Here is a 14,382-nt window from a genome sequence, read left to right as displayed (position 1 = left end):
GGTGGGGCGGCTGCGCGCCGCCCGGGCCCGCCCGGGGGGGGGGGGGGGCGCCTCCCGCCCCGGCGAGGCCCACCGCGCACAAGGACTCGAACACCGCGTCCAGGGCCTGATTCCGCGCATCCCGGTCCAGCAGCAACGACATCCGCGGACCGAGCAACGGCAGGCGCCGGACGGCTCGCGGCAACGAGGCGGCCATCAGCAGCGGGATGTAACCGACGTCGTTGCCACCGATCGTGATGGTCACCAGGCTTTCCGAGCCGTTCAGCGCGGTGATCTGGGGCGGTGCGCCGCGCTGGTGGTCGGCGAGCACGTGAGCGGTGGTCGCGCCGGAAAAGGTGACGTCTACCAGATCAAGGTCGCATCGCTGCGCGACCAGGTGCGCATAGTTGCGCGCCGACCGACCGGAGCCCCAGGGCGCCCCGGTGGCACGGGGCCCGATGCCTGGACCGGCGGCCATTGAACTGCCCAGCGCGACATAGCGTTTCATCGTTCGGGGCTGGACGCCTGCGCCCAGAAGCGTTTGGGAATCCGTCCCGCCCGCCGGGCCAGATAGCCGGCGGTGACGGCGGCGGCCATCGCGGCCGCCATCGTCGCCGGATCGGCGGCGCGGGTCACCGCGGTGGCCAAAAGCACGGCGTCGCAACCCAACTCCATCGCCAGCGCGGCGTCGCTGGCGGTTCCGATGCCGGCGTCGAGCACCACCGGAACGCCGGCCCGGGCGACGATCATCTCGATGTTGTGCGGGTTGGTGATGCCCAGGCCGGTGCCGATCGGCGAACCCAGCGGCATCACCGCCGCGCACCCGGCGTCTTCGAGCCGACGCGCCAACACGGGGTCGTCATTGGTGTAGGGCAGGACGACAAACCCGTCGTCGACCAGTTGCTCTGCGGCCCGGACCAATTCGACCGCGTCGGGCAGCAGCGTGCGCTCGTCGGCGATCACCTCCAGCTTGACCCAGTTGGTGTTGAGCGCCTCGCGGGCCAACTGCGCGGTCAACACCGCCTCCGCCGCGCTGCGGCATCCCGCGGTATTGGGCAGCGGCGTGATGCCGAGCCGGTTGAGCAGATCCAGCAGCCCCGTCCCGCCGTCGGCGTCGACGCGCCGCATCGCGACGGTGGTCAACTCGGTGCCCGACGCGACCAGCGCCTCCTCCAGCGCTGCCAGGCTGGTCGCCCCCCCGGTGCCCATGATGAGCCGGGAGGCGAAGCTGCGATCGCCGATCGTGAGTTTCAATTCAGCCACCCTGCACCGCCGTCACCACCTCGAGCCGCGCACCATCAAAAAGCGTTGTCGTCCAATTGGATCGCGGCAACACGGCGTCACCCATCGCCACCGCGACCCCCCGCTCCGGGTAACCCAGCGACTGCAGCAGCGCGGCCACCGTCGTCTGCTCGTCGACATCGACCTGCTGCTCGTTGACCACCACGATCATGACGGCGCTCCGACCGGCGCCAGTTGACCGACGATCTGTTCGGCGGTCCATGGCGCCAGCAGAAACCCGGATCGGCCGTGGCCGCCGGCCACCAGGGTTCGCTCGTCCAGGCGTTGCACCAGGGGCAGGTTGTCCGGTGTCATCGGGCGCAGGCCGGCAGCGCACTCGGCGAGTTCGTACTCGCCGAGTGCGGGCAACACCGCACACGCGTCGTCGAGCAGGTCGCGCACTCCGGAGACCACCGGGGCGGTGTCGCGCCCGTGTTCGTATTGGGTGGCCCCGACCACCACCCCGTCCGCACGGGGAACCAGGTACACCTGCCGCCCGTGCACGCGGGCCCGAATGACGCGCTGCGGCACCGGCATACACCCCCGGCGCCAGCGCAGGCGCAACACCTCGCCCTTGACCGGGCGCACCGGCAGGCCGGGCCAAAGCGCGGGGGCGTCGATGCCGTTGGCGATCACGACCGCGTCGCCGTCGACCGCGGACAGTTCGTGCGCCGGCGGGGCCCACCGCACGCCGAGGCGCTCGCATTCGGTGGCCAGGGCGTCCAGCACCGCGCGGTTGTCCACCGCCAGCTCGGTGGGGGCCCGAAAGCCGTGCCGGATGCCTTGCGCCAGCAGCGGTTCCAGATCCCGGGCGGCCGACTCCCAGACCACCGGATGCCCCTGCGCGGACAGCCAGTCGGCGACGGTGCGCAGGTCGGCGACGTCGGCCCGGTCGACGGCCACCACCAGCGACTCGCGGGCGGTGATCACCCGCGGGGGAAGCCCGTCGGTGAAGCCGCCCTCGCGCCACAGCCGCAGTGACTCCAGCCCCAGCTGCAGCAGCCGCTCCTCACCGGGCCAGCCTTCGCTGTGCGGGGCCAGCATGCCGCCGGCGACCCAGGACGCGCCCCGCTCGGAAGTGCGGTGCACCCGGACCGACCATCCGGCCTGCGCGGCGCGGCGCGCCACCGACAGCCCGATGACGCCCCCGCCGATGACGGCCAACGACCCAGGGTCTGTTGGCATCCTTGGCCTCCCTTCGCCGGCATGACCCGGATCAGGTGTGACGGTAAGGGCAGGTCCCGCTGACCTGGCTGTGCCCACTCTCAGCCCCGCAGATGACTACCCGGGACTCCCGTGTCGGTAAGTTCTTCGGCTTCCACGCTAGCGCGCTAGCGTCGCGGTGTGCATCAGCGAGTTATCCGCCTGGCGGCCGCACGGTTATATCTGTGTACCGACGCGCGCCGGGAGCGCGGCGATCTGGGCGAGTTCGCCGACGCCGCGCTGGCCGGCGGGGTCGATATCATCCAGCTGCGCGACAAGGGGTCGCCCGGTGAGCAGCGGTTCGGGGCCCTCGAGGCTCGCGACGAGCTGGCGGCGTGCGAGATCCTGGCCGACGCGGCCCGCCGGCACGGCGCCCTGTTCGCGGTCAACGACCGGGCGGACATCGCCCGCGCGGCGGGCGCCGATGTGCTGCACCTCGGGCAGGGTGACCTGCCGCTGGAGGTGGCCCGCGAAATCGTCGGCCCGGACACGCTGCTCGGCCTGTCCAGCCATGACCGCGATCAGGCCGCGGCCGCCGCGGCGGGCGAGGCGGACTATTTCTGCGTCGGCCCGTGCTGGCCCACCCCGACCAAACCGGGGCGGGAGGCGCCGGGCCTGGGGCTGGTGCGGTCGGCCGCCGACCTCGGCGGCGCAAAGCCGTGGTTCGCGATCGGCGGCATCGACGAGCGGCGACTGCCCGAGGTGCTCGCCGCCGGCGCGCGGCGGATCGTGGTGGTGCGGGCGATCACGGCGGCCGCCGACCCGCGGGCCGCGGCGCAGCGGCTCAGTGCGGCGCTTGCAGCAGCGAGCTGATCCGCCGGCTGAGGTGCGACGGCTCCTCGTCGGCGTCCCCGGGCATGCACCAGACGAAGACGCCGTCCTCGATCTCCATCGTGCGGGGCAGGTGCCGCCGCCGTTCGTCGGCGTGGCCCAGGGGCACCAGCGCCGTGGCCGTGCGCAGCCGGTGCCAGCTCGCGGCGAAGCCGGGATGCAGCGGCAGCTCGGCCACCTCGTCCTCGGCGACCCAGCGCATCTCGGCGCTCTCCCCGTTGGGCACCGTGTGCAGCAACTCGGCGGCGTCGGCGACCACCGTGGTGTAGGTCCAACGGGCGCCGCCGAGCCCGCCGACCTCGGCCGTGACCACCGTCGACCGCACGGTGAGCAACTCGCCGTGCAGGCCGGCCTCCTCGTGCGCCTCGCGGACCGCGGTCTCCTCCGGCGTCTCGTGGCTGTCACGGGCGCCGCCCGGCAAACCCCAGGTTCCGCCCTGATGGCTCCACACCGCGCGGTGCTGCAGCAGCACCGCCGGGGTGCCGTCCGGCCGCGGGGCCCGCAGCAGCAGACCGGCCGCGCCGTACCGGCCCCAGTAATGGGCGCCGCTGTGGGAGACCACCCAACCGTCACCGTCGCCCTGCACGAGTTCAGGATATGCACGTGATCGCCTGGTCAATTGGTCTGCCTCCACCCATCCGCCGCAACATTCTCTTAGAATTCGCTTATAGAGGTTCGTGCAGCGTTCCGGTGGCCGCGAAAGATGAGGGCTGATAACTCGTGACGGTTGAGCTGGCGCACCCGTCGACCGAGCCGCAGGGGTCGCGGTCGCCGGCCGAACCGGCCCATCCGCGCTGGTGGTTCATTTCCACCACGCCCGGCCGCATCCTGACCATCGGGATCGTCCTGGCGGTGCTCGGCGGCATCTGCGCCTTCGCCACCTCTACCACCATCAACCACCGGCAGCAGGTGTTGACGACGGTGCTCAACCACACCGAGCCGCTGTCGTTCGCCGCCGGGCGGCTGTACACCACCCTGTCGGTGGCCGACGCCGCGGCGGCCACCGCGTTCATCGCCGAGGCCGAGCCACCGCCCGTACGGCAGCGCTACGAGCAGGCCATCACCGACGCGTCGGTCGCGGTGACTCGGGCGTCGAGCGGCCTCACCGACGAACCGCTGGTGCAGCTGCTGGGCCGGATCAACGCCGAACTGGCCGTCTACACCGGCCTGATCGAAATCGCGCGCACCAACAATCGCGAGGGCAACCCGGTCGGGTCGTCGTATCTGTCGGAGGCCTCGGGCCTGATGCAGTCGACGATCCTGCCGGACGCGGCGCAGCTGTATCAGGCCACGTCGGAACGGGTGGACGCGGAAACCACCGCGTCGACGCAGATCCCGGCGCCGGTCATCCTGGTGGTCAGCGCCACCGCGGTCTTCGGCATCTTCGCCCACCGATGGCTGGCCAGGCGCACCCGGCGCCGAATCAACCCCGGCCTGGTCGTGGGCGGCCTCGCTATCCTCGTCATGGTGGTATGGGTCGGAACAGCGCTGACCATCTCCACGGCCGCCAGCCGTAGCGCCAAGAACACGGCCGCCGACTCGCTGCGGATCGTGACCAACGTCGCGATCACCGCCCAGCAGGCGCGGGCCGACGAGACGCTATCGCTGATCCGCCGCGGGGACGAGGAGAAGCGCAAGCAGTCGTTTTATCAGCGGATCGACTCCATGCACCAACAGCTGGACCAGTACATGGTCCGCAGCGACGCCGTCGACAAACCCGACCTGGAGGGCGCCAACCAGCTGCTGCTGCGCTGGCGGCAGGCGAACGACCGGATCAACTCCTACATCTCGGTGGGCAACTACCGGGCGGCCACGCAGGTGGCCCTGGGCAGCAGCGAGGACGACTCCACGCCGGCGTTCGACAAGCTCGAGGACCAGCTGGTGAAGGCCATCGACCAGAGCCGCACCCACCTGCGCAACGACGTCCTCAACGCGCGCAGCGGGCTGTCCGGCGCGCAGGTCGGCGGCGTGGTGCTCAGCCTCGGGGCCGCCATCGCGGTGGCACTGGGCTTGTGGCCACGGCTGAGAGAGTACCGATGAGAACGCGGCTGGCGCGGTCGCGGCGGGCGGGCGCCGTCCTCGCGACGGCGGCCGTGCTGGCCGGATGCGGGCATACCGAATCGCTGACGGTGGCCAACGTGCCGACGCTGCCGCCGCCCACCCCGGTCGGCATGCAACAACTGCCGCCGGAGCCGCCGCTGCCGGCGGACGACCCGGCCCAGGGCTGCGACCTGACGGCGAGCCTGCGGCCCTTCCCCACCAAGGCCCAGGCCGACGCCGCGGTCGCCGACATCCGCGCCCGCGGCCGGCTGATCGTCGGGCTCGACATCGGCAGCAACCTGTTCAGCTTCCGCGACCCGATCACCGGCGAGATCACCGGTTTCGACGTCGACATCGCCGGTGAGATCGCGCGTGACATCTTCGGCGCCCCGTCGCACGTCGAATACCGCATCCTGTCGTCCGACGAGCGCGTCACCGCGCTGCAGAACTCCGAGGTCGACGTGGTGGTCAAGACCATGACGATCACCTGCGACCGGCGCAAGCAGGTGAACTTCTCGACCGTCTACCTCGACGCCAACCAGCGCATCCTGGCCCCGCGCGATTCGCCCATCACCAAGGTGGGCGACCTGTCCGGCAAGCGGGTCTGCGTGGCGAAGGGCACGACGTCGCTGCACCGGATCCGCCAGATCGACCCGCCGCCGATCGTCGTGTCGGTGGTCAACTGGGCCGACTGTCTGGTGGCGATGCAGCAGCGCGAGATCGACGCCGTCAGCACCGACGATTCGATCCTGGCCGGGCTGGTCGAAGAGGACCCGTATCTGCACATCGTCGGCCCGAACATGGCGACCCAGCCGTACGGGATCGGCGTCAACCTGACCAACACGCCACTGGTGCGGTTCGTCAACGGCACGCTGGAGCGGATCCGTCGGGACGGTACGTGGAACACGTTGTACCGCAAGTGGTTAACGGTGCTGGGGCCGGCACCCGCCCCGCCCACGCCGAGGTACTTGGACTGATGACCGAGTCAGAGAAGACCGAACAGCCGGAATCCGGCTCCGAAGACGTGAGCCCGGGCACCCAACCGCCGGACACGCAGGGCGGTGGCCCGACGACGGGGCGCATTCAGGCCACCCAGGCGCTGTTCCGTCCCGATTTCGACGACGATGACGACGACTTCCCGCACATCTCGCTCGGCACCATGGACAGCGAGCCGCAGGACCGGCTGACGATCGGGACTCGGGTGCTGCCGCCGGTCAGACACCTCGGCGGCGGACTGGTCGAGATCCCCCGGGTCCGCGACATCGACCCGGTCGAGGCCCTGATGACCAACCCGGTGGTGCCGGAGGCCAAGCGGTTCTGCTGGAACTGCGGAAAGCCCGTCGGCCGCTCCGGCAAAAAGAGCAAGGGGACGTCCGAGGGCTGGTGCCCCGCCTGCGGCAGTGCGTATTCGTTTCTCCCACAACTGAATCCGGGAGACATCGTCGCCAACCAGTACGAGGTGAAGGGCTGCATCGCGCACGGCGGCCTGGGGTGGGTGTATCTCGCTGTCGACCACAACGTCAACGACCGCCCGGTGGTCCTGAAAGGCTTGGTGCACTCCGGCGACGCCGAGGCGCAGGCGATCGCGATGGCCGAACGGCAGTTCCTCGCCGAAGTGGTGCACCCGCAGATCGTGCAGATCTTCAACTTCGTCGAGCACAAGGACCGGAACGGCAACCCGGTCGGCTACATCGTCATGGAGTACATCGGCGGGCAGCCGCTCAAGCACAGCAAAGACAAGAAGCTGCCCGTCGCCGAGGCCATCGCCTACCTGCTGGAGATCCTGCCGGCGCTGACCTATCTGCACTCCATCGGCTTGGTCTACAACGACCTCAAGCCGGAGAACATCATGCTCACCGAGGAGCAACTCAAGCTGATCGACCTGGGCGCGGTGTCGCGGGTCAATTCCTTCGGCTACCTCTACGGCACCCCGGGCTTCCAGGCGCCCGAGATCGTGCGGACCGGCCCGACGATCGCGACCGACATCTACACCGTGGGGCGCACCCTCGCCGCGCTCACGGTGAACCTGCCGACCCGCAACGGCCGCTACGTAGACGGCCTGCCCGAAGACGACCCCGTGCTGAAGACCTACGACTCGTTCCGCCGGTTGCTGCGCCGGGCCACCGATCCCGACCCGCGGCGCCGGTTCGGCAGCACCGAGGAGATGTCCGCCCAGCTGATGGGCGTGCTGCGCGAGGTGGTCGCCCAGGACACCGGGATACCGCGGCCTGGCCTGTCGACGGTCTTTTCCCCCAGCCGCTCGACGTTCGGCGTCGACCTGCTCGTCGCGCACACCGACGTCTACCTGGACGGCCAGGTCCACTCGGAGCGGCTGACGGCCCGCGAGATCGTCACCGCGCTGCAGGTGCCGCTAGTCGATCCGGCCGACGTCGCCGCTCCCGTCCTGCAGGCGACGGTGCTCTCCCAGCCGGTGCAGACCCTGGACTCGCTGCGCGCGGCCCGGCACGGCACGCTGGACGCCGACGGCGTCGAGGTCTCCGAATCGATCGAATTGCCGCTGATGGAGGTCCGCGCGCTGCTGGACCTGGGCGACGTGGCCAAGGCCACCAGGAAGCTGGACGACCTCGCCGAGCGGGTGGGCTGGCAATGGCGATTAGTCTGGTACAAGGCCGTCGCCGAGCTCCTCACCGGCGACTACGATTCCGCCACAACGCATTTCACCGAGGTGCTGGACACCTTCCCCGGCGAGCTGGCGCCCAAGCTGGCGTTGGCCGCGACGGCCGAGCTGGCCGGCGACGTGGACGAGCAGAAGTACTACCAAACGGTGTGGAAGACCAACGACGGGGTGATCTCGGCGGCTTTCGGGCTGGCCAGATGGCTTTCCACCGAGGGTGATCGAGCCGCAGCGGTGCGCACCCTGGACGAGGTGCCGCCCACCTCAAGGCATTTCACCACCGCGCGCCTCACCAGCGCCGTCACCCTGCTGTCCGGGCGGACGAAGAGCGAGATCAGCGAGGAGGACATCCGCGACGCCGCCCGGCGTGTGGAGGCGCTGCCGCCGACCGAACCGCGGGTGCTGCAGATCCGCGCGCTGGTGCTGGGTTGCGCGATGGACTGGCTGGAGGACAACAAGGCCAGCACCAACCACATCCTCGGCTTCCCGTTCACCGAGCACGGGCTACGGCTGGGCGTCGAGGCCGCGCTGCGCAACCTGGCCCGCGTCGCGCCCACCCAGCGCCATCGCTACGCGCTGGTGGACATGGCGAACAGAGTGCGGCCGACGAGCACGTTCTAGGACGCGCGGCTATCCACAGCGAAAACATAGGTATATGCCGCACAGTTGACGCATGCCGGGGCAATCCACTGCTTGGATCACCACGGCCCGCGTGCTGCGGCGGGCCGGATTCGGGGTGACCGGCCCCGAGGTGGACGCCGCGTTGACCACGGACTGGCCGCGCAACGTCGACGCCATGCTGGCGGCGAATCCCGATGCGGACCCCGGTGCGCTCGCCACCCCGATGCCCACTCTGCGCCCACCCGGACCGCCCGGGAAGGGTGCCACATCGGCGGCGCGCAAGCGCTACAACCAGCAGTTGTCCGAACAGCAGGCAGCGCTGTCCGACTGGTGGTTGCGCCGCATGGTCAGCGTGCGCCAACCGCTTGGCGAAAAGCTGACGCTGCTGTGGCACAACCACTTTGCCACCTCGGCACAGAAAGTTCGGGTTGCCGGGTACCTGGCCGCGCAGAACCAGAAGCTGCGCACCCTGTCGCTGGGAGACTTCCGCACGCTGGCCTACGCGATGCTCACCGACGCCGCAATGCTGCGCTGGCTGGACGGACAGAGCAGCACCGCTAAGGCCCCCAACGAAAACCTCGCGCGAGAGTTCATGGAGTTGTTCGCCCTTGGTCACGGCAACGGCTACACCGAGGACGACGTGCGCAACGGCGCCCGCGCGCTGACCGGGTGGGTGATCGGCGCCGACGGCCACACCTCGATGGCCCCCAACCGTCACGATGGCGCGATCAAGACGCTGTTCGGGCAGACAAGCAACTTCGACGCCGCGGGATTCTGCGACGCCGTGCTGGCGCAACCCAAGTCGGCCGAGTACGTCGCCGGCCGGCTGTGGCGGCAATTGGCGTCCGACGAGCCGCCGTCACGCCGCACGCTCGACAGGCTGGTTTCCGCCTACGGCCCGGGCCGGGACCTGCGGGCACTGACGCGGGCGATCCTCACCGACGACGAATTCATCGGCGGCCGTGCCACCGTGGTCAACACTCCCGTCGAATGGCTCGTCGGCGTGATGCGCGCGGTGCGGGTGCCCATCGACCCCGCCACCCAGAAGGCCGCCGACGCGACGTTGCGCGCGCTCGGGCAACGGCCGTTCTTTCCGCCGAGCGTCGGCGGCTGGCCGCAGGGCCAAGTGTGGCTGTCCACCGCCAGCGCCGAAGCGCGGCTGCGGGCCGCGGGCCGGCTCGCACGCGCCGGTGACCTGTCCTGGATCGAGAGCACCGCCCCAGGCGACCGCATCGACGCGGTCGGCTACCTGATCGGCGTCGGGCACTGGTCGGATCGGACCGCCGACGCGCTTCGGCCCCTCGTGCGCACGCCGCCGCAGTTGGTGGCGGCCGCCGTCAACACGCCCGAATACCTGACTTCCTAGCGGAAACCGACGATGCCCGAGATGAACCGCCGCAGATTCCTGGCCGCCAGCGCGGGCGTCGGCGCGGCCGGCCTGCTGTCGACGGCGATCGCGGTCAGTTGGCCCGATCTGATGCGCGCGGCCCAGGACCGGCCGCTGCCCGACGGCGCCGGCGTGCTGGTGCTGGTCACGCTTTACGGCGGCAACGACGGGATCAACACGCTGATCCCCTACGGGGACAACGCGTATCACGATGCCCGCCCCGAACTCGCCTACGCCCCGAGCGACGTCCTGCACCTCGACGACACGTTGGGACTCAACCCCGCGCTGAAGGGCCTGGCCGAGCTGTGGGGCAGGCGGCAACTCGCGATAGTGCGGGGTGTGGGCTATCCCCGGCCAGACCACAGCCACTTCCGGTCCATGGATATCTGGCAGACGGCGTCACCGGCCGAACCCGTGCCGACAGGCTGGATCGGCCGCTGGCTCGACGTGACCGGCGACGACCCGCTACGCGCGGTCAACATCGGTCCCGTCCTACCCCCGTTGACGGTCGGCGAAAAATTCACCGCCGCGGCGCTTTCCACCAACCCGTCGCCCGGCGGAGAGCGCCTCGACGCCCTGCTGGGCGCGCTCGGCACCGACGACCCCGACGACACACCGGCGATGGCCGCCGTCTGCAAGTCCTACCGCGCAACACGCACCACCGCCAAGGCGTTTGATCCCGTGAAAGCCGCTGGACACCAAAACAATTCGTTGTCCACGCAGCTGAACATGGTTGCCGCGGCGGTGCGGGCCCGGGTGCCGACGCGGGTGTACACCGTGCAATTGGGCGGTTTCGACACCCACGCCGGCGAACGCGATACGCAGCAACGCCTGCTCGGGACGTTCGACGAGGCGGTCAGCTCGTTCCTGCGGCAGGTGGCCGGCTCGAATGTGGTCGTGATGGCGTATTCGGAGTTCGGCCGCCGGGTGCGCGCCAATGCATCGCAGGGCACCGATCACGGCACCGCCGGCCCCGTCTTCGTCGCGGGCGCCCCCGTTCGGGGCGGATTCTACGGCGAGGAACCCAGCCTGACCGACCTCGACAACGGGGACCTGAAGTACACCACCGACTTTCGCGACGTTTACCACGAGCTGCTCGCGCGAACGATCGGGACCGATCCCACGCCGTCCGTGGGCGCCGGACGCAAGAGTGTCGGCTTCCTACCGGTTTAGCTCGACAACGCACTCGCGGGCGATGGCGAGTTCTTCGTTGGTGGGTATCACGAGCACGGTGATCGGCGACGCCTCGGCGGAGATCTGCCGGGCGCCCTTGCCGCCACCGAGGTTGCGGCGCTCGTCGAGCACGATCCCCAACTCCTCCAGCCCGGCCACCGCGTCGCGGCGCACCGCCGCGTCGTTTTCCCCGATGCCGGCGGTAAAGGTGATGACATCGGTGTGCCCCAGCACCGCCAGATAGGCGCCGATGTACTTGCGCAGCCGGTGGGTGAACACGCTGTAGGCCAATTGGGCTGCGGCGTCGCCCGATTCGATCATGGTGCGCAACCGGCGGAAGTCGCGCTCGCCGGACAGGCCCAGCATCCCCGACCGCTGATTGAGCATGGACTCGACCTCGTCGACGCCCATCTTCGCGGTGTGGCAGAGATAACTGACGATGCTGGGGTCGATGTCACCGCTGCGGGTGCCCATCACCAGACCCTCCAGCGGGGTCAGGCCCATCGACGTGTCGAGGGGTCGGGTGCCGGCGATCGCCGAGGCGGAGCAGCCGTTACCCAGATGCAGCACAATCTGTTTCAGGCCGCGCAGCGGCCGGCCCAGGAAGGCGGCGGCCTGTTCGCTCACATACCGGTGCGACGTGCCGTGGAACCCGTAGCGGCGGATCCGCCAGCGTTCCGCCAGGCCGCGGTCGATGGCATAGGTCGCGGCCGCGGGCGGCATGTCATGGAAGAACGCCGTGTCGAACACCGCGATGTGCGGAACGTCCGGCAGCAGCTTGCGCGCCACCTCGATCCCTTTGACCGCGGGGGGATTGTGCAGCGGCGCCAGTTCCGACAATTCGTCCAGTTTGTCGAGCACCGCGTCATCCACCGGTGTGGGCTTGTAGAACGTCTGGCCGCCGTGCACCACCCGGTGGCCCACCGCCACCAAATCGCAAGCGCGCAGGTCGATTCCCTGATCGGACAGTGCGTCGAACGCTTGCCGCAGCGCCGTGTCGTGGTCGCGCACCGGGGACGACTCCTCCCCGATGCGTTCGACGTTGCCCGTCGCCCGGGCCTCGCCGGAGTCGGGGTCGACCAACTGGTATTTCAGCGAAGACGACCCGGAGTTGATCACCAGCACCGTGCGGTTGGCGTTAACCACGGGCACCCTGTGCCTGAATCGCGGTGATGGCAACCGTGTTCACGATGTCTTCGACCAGCGCACCCCGGGACAGGTCGTTCACCGGCTTGCGTAAGCCCTGCAGCACCGGCCCTATCGCGATCGCCCCGGCACTGCGCTGCACCGCCTTGTAGGTGTTGTTGCCGGTGTTGAGGTCGGGAAAGATCAGCACGGTGGCGCGGCCGGCCACCGGCGAGTCCCGCAGTTTGGCGGCCGCGACCGACGGCTCGATCGCGGCGTCGTACTGGATCGGACCCTCGACGGGCAGGTCGGGCGCCCGGGACCGCACCAGTTCGGTTGCCGCCCTGACTTTTTCCACGTCGGCTCCGGCCCCGGAGTCGCCGGTGGAATAGGACAGCATGGCCACCCGCGGCTCGATGCCGAATCGCGCGGCGGTGCGCGACGACGAGATGGCGATGTCGGCCAGCTGTTCCGGTGTCGGGTTGGGAACGATCGCGCAGTCACCGTAGGCCAGCACCCGATCGGGCAGGCACATGAAGAAGACGCTGGAAACGGTGGAGACGTCGGGCATGGTCTTGATGATCTCGAACGCAGGCCGAACGGTGTGCGCCGTGGTGTGCGCGGCGCCGGACACCATCCCGTCGACCATGCCGTTGTAGACCATCATGGTGCCGAAGTACGTGGCGTCGCGCATGATCTCGCGGGCATGCTCGACCGTGATTCCTTTGGCCTTGCGCAACTCGGCGTACTGGTCGGCGAACCCGTCGCGCAGGTCGCTGGTGAGCGGGTCGATCACCTTCGTGTCACCGAGGTCGACTCCGAGTTCGGCTGCGCGCAAACGAATTTCGGCCTCGTCGCCGAGGATCGTCAGGTCGGCGATCTGGCGCTGCAGCAGGCGGCCGGCCGACTTGAGGATACGGTCGTCGTCGCCCTCGGGAAGCACGATGCGCTTGCGATCCGCGCGAGCCAACAGGTGCAGGCGGTGGGTGAACATCTGCGGCGTGGTCACGGTCGGGATCGGAATGGCGAGCTGGGCCAACATATCCCCGATGTCGACATAGCGGTCCATCAGTTCCAGCGCGGTGTCGATCTTGCGCTGCGAGCTCGCCGTCACCCGGCCGCGCGCCGAGGCCGCGGCGCTGGCCGTGTCGTAGGTGCCCAGCTTGGTGGTGACGATGGGCAGCCGGAGCCGCAGTCCGGCCACCAGGGCGCTGATCGACGGATGCAGCTCGAACCCGCCGTTGAGTACCATGCACGACAGGGACGGAAAGCCTTCGGCCGCATGGGCGCTGGCCACCGCCAGCACCACGTCCGAGCGGTCGCCGGGGGTGATGACCGCGACGCCGTCTGACAGCCGTTCGAGCACGTGGTCGGCGGTCATCCCCGCGACCATCACGCCCAGCACTTCACGTCCCAGCAGCGCGGTGTCCCCACTGACCAGCGTTCCGTCCACCGCCTTCTGGAGGTCGGCGACCGCGGGCGCGGGCAGCAGCGGCTCGTTCGGGAGCACGTAACTCTGCGGGGTGAACTCGCGCAGCGCCTCGGCGACGGCGCTCATGTGCGATGGTTCGCAGCGGTTGGCCACCACCGCCGCGGTGTGGGCGTGCTGGGCGGCCAGGTCGTCCAGACACGACTGCACGACATGGACGACGTCCTCGGCCGTGCGCCCCTTGGCCCGCACCACCAAAAGCACAGGTGCGCCGAGGTTGACCGCGATGCGCGCGTTGAACGAAAGTTCGGCGGGGCTGGCGACGTCGGTGTAGTCACTGCCGACGATCACCACGGCGTCGCACGCTTCGGCCATCGCGTGGTACCGGTCGACGATGTCGGCGAGCGCGGCGTCGCGATCGGCGTGCAACTCCTGATAGGTCACACCCACGCACCGCTCGTAGGGCAGGCCCGCGGTGCTGTGCGCCAGCAGCAGCTCGAGGATGTAGTCGCGGTCTTCCCCGAACCGGGTGATCGGCCGGAACACCCCGACCTTGGCCACGTTCGCGGCGAGGTGGTGCATGATCCCCAACGCGATCGCCGACTTGCCGGTGTCCCCCTCGGGCGCCGCGATGTAGATCGCGGAGGGTTGGGAATCCGGCCGGGAGGCGTCGGACAC

At 69.8% G+C, this 14,382-nt stretch carries 13 protein-coding genes and 1 riboswitch; of the genes, 6 read left to right on the top strand and 7 right to left on the bottom strand.

Features of this window, described 5'->3' with window-relative positions; all coding sequences use genetic code 11:
- The 4 genes from A5697_RS23515 to thiO all read right to left on the bottom strand — a co-directional run.
- On the bottom strand, positions 1–487 hold a 487-nt coding region (locus A5697_RS23515; protein WP_197501095.1), incomplete at its 3' end, for an SGNH/GDSL hydrolase family protein.
- A complete protein-coding gene (locus A5697_RS23510; RefSeq protein ID WP_067943851.1) occupies positions 484–1,242 on the bottom strand; it encodes a thiazole synthase in 759 nt (252 codons plus the stop codon). The genes A5697_RS23515 and A5697_RS23510, both read right to left, overlap by 4 nt.
- The gene (gene thiS, locus A5697_RS23505; protein WP_067943854.1) at positions 1,235–1,432 is read right to left on the bottom strand and encodes a sulfur carrier protein ThiS; all 198 of its coding nucleotides are present in this window, start codon (positions 1,430–1,432) and stop codon (positions 1,235–1,237) included. The genes A5697_RS23510 and thiS overlap by 8 nt, the downstream gene beginning before the upstream one ends.
- A complete protein-coding gene (gene thiO / locus A5697_RS23500) occupies positions 1,429–2,445 on the bottom strand; it encodes a glycine oxidase ThiO (RefSeq protein ID WP_068012201.1) in 1,017 nt (338 codons plus the stop codon). Before thiO ends, thiS begins: the two co-directional genes overlap by 4 nt.
- Positions 2,436–2,568, bottom strand: a riboswitch (TPP riboswitch). (Overlaps the previous gene by 10 nt.)
- 36 nt (positions 2,569–2,604) lie before the next feature.
- Between thiO and thiE the strand changes: the two genes are divergently transcribed.
- A complete protein-coding gene (gene thiE, locus A5697_RS23495) occupies positions 2,605–3,276 on the top strand; it encodes a thiamine phosphate synthase (RefSeq protein WP_067943858.1) in 672 nt (223 codons plus the stop codon).
- On the opposite strand, the gene A5697_RS23490 is transcribed toward thiE, so the two are convergent.
- Complete coding sequence (locus tag A5697_RS23490) at positions 3,248–3,880, bottom strand: NUDIX hydrolase (protein ID WP_067943860.1); 633 nt, start codon at positions 3,878–3,880, stop codon at positions 3,248–3,250. The two genes, thiE and A5697_RS23490, sit on opposite strands and share 29 nt — an antisense overlap.
- Positions 3,881–4,014: 134 nt before the next feature.
- Between A5697_RS23490 and glnX the strand changes: the two genes are divergently transcribed.
- The 5 genes from glnX to A5697_RS23465 are packed head-to-tail and all read left to right on the top strand — an operon-like array spanning position 4,015 to position 11,150.
- The gene (gene glnX / locus A5697_RS23485; protein ID WP_067943862.1) at positions 4,015–5,334 is read left to right on the top strand and encodes a protein kinase G-activating protein GlnX; all 1,320 of its coding nucleotides are present in this window, start codon (positions 4,015–4,017) and stop codon (positions 5,332–5,334) included.
- A complete protein-coding gene (locus A5697_RS23480; protein WP_067943864.1) occupies positions 5,331–6,311 on the top strand; it encodes a glutamate ABC transporter substrate-binding protein in 981 nt (326 codons plus the stop codon). The genes glnX and A5697_RS23480 overlap by 4 nt, the downstream gene beginning before the upstream one ends.
- Positions 6,311–8,590, top strand: a complete 2,280-nt coding sequence (locus tag A5697_RS23475) for a serine/threonine-protein kinase PknG (protein WP_067943866.1) — start codon at positions 6,311–6,313, stop codon at positions 8,588–8,590. Before A5697_RS23480 ends, A5697_RS23475 begins: the two co-directional genes overlap by 1 nt.
- Positions 8,591–8,642: 52 nt before the next feature.
- Positions 8,643–9,956, top strand: a complete 1,314-nt coding sequence (locus A5697_RS23470; protein ID WP_068012200.1) for a DUF1800 domain-containing protein — start codon at positions 8,643–8,645, stop codon at positions 9,954–9,956.
- A 12-nt stretch (positions 9,957–9,968) separates the two neighbouring features.
- Positions 9,969–11,150: a DUF1501 domain-containing protein gene (locus tag A5697_RS23465; RefSeq protein ID WP_068012199.1), complete on the top strand. Its 1,182-nt coding sequence runs from the start codon at positions 9,969–9,971 to the stop codon at positions 11,148–11,150.
- Here the strand turns inward: A5697_RS23465 and A5697_RS23460 are convergent.
- Together A5697_RS23460 and pta are read right to left on the bottom strand one after the other, a co-directional pair.
- Positions 11,139–12,296, bottom strand: a complete 1,158-nt coding sequence (locus A5697_RS23460) for an acetate kinase (protein WP_156673421.1) — start codon at positions 12,294–12,296, stop codon at positions 11,139–11,141. The genes A5697_RS23465 and A5697_RS23460 overlap by 12 nt on opposite strands.
- Entirely contained in the window at positions 12,289–14,382 is a 2,094-nt protein-coding gene (pta, locus tag A5697_RS23455; protein WP_068012198.1) for a phosphate acetyltransferase, read from the bottom strand. The genes A5697_RS23460 and pta overlap by 8 nt, the downstream gene beginning before the upstream one ends.

This window comes from Mycobacterium sp. E3251, from assembly GCF_001666835.1.
GTDB lineage: Bacteria > Actinomycetota > Actinomycetes > Mycobacteriales > Mycobacteriaceae > Mycobacterium.
The sequence above is the reverse complement of the archived record's forward strand: the minus strand, read 5'-3'. Positions and strand labels throughout refer to the sequence as shown.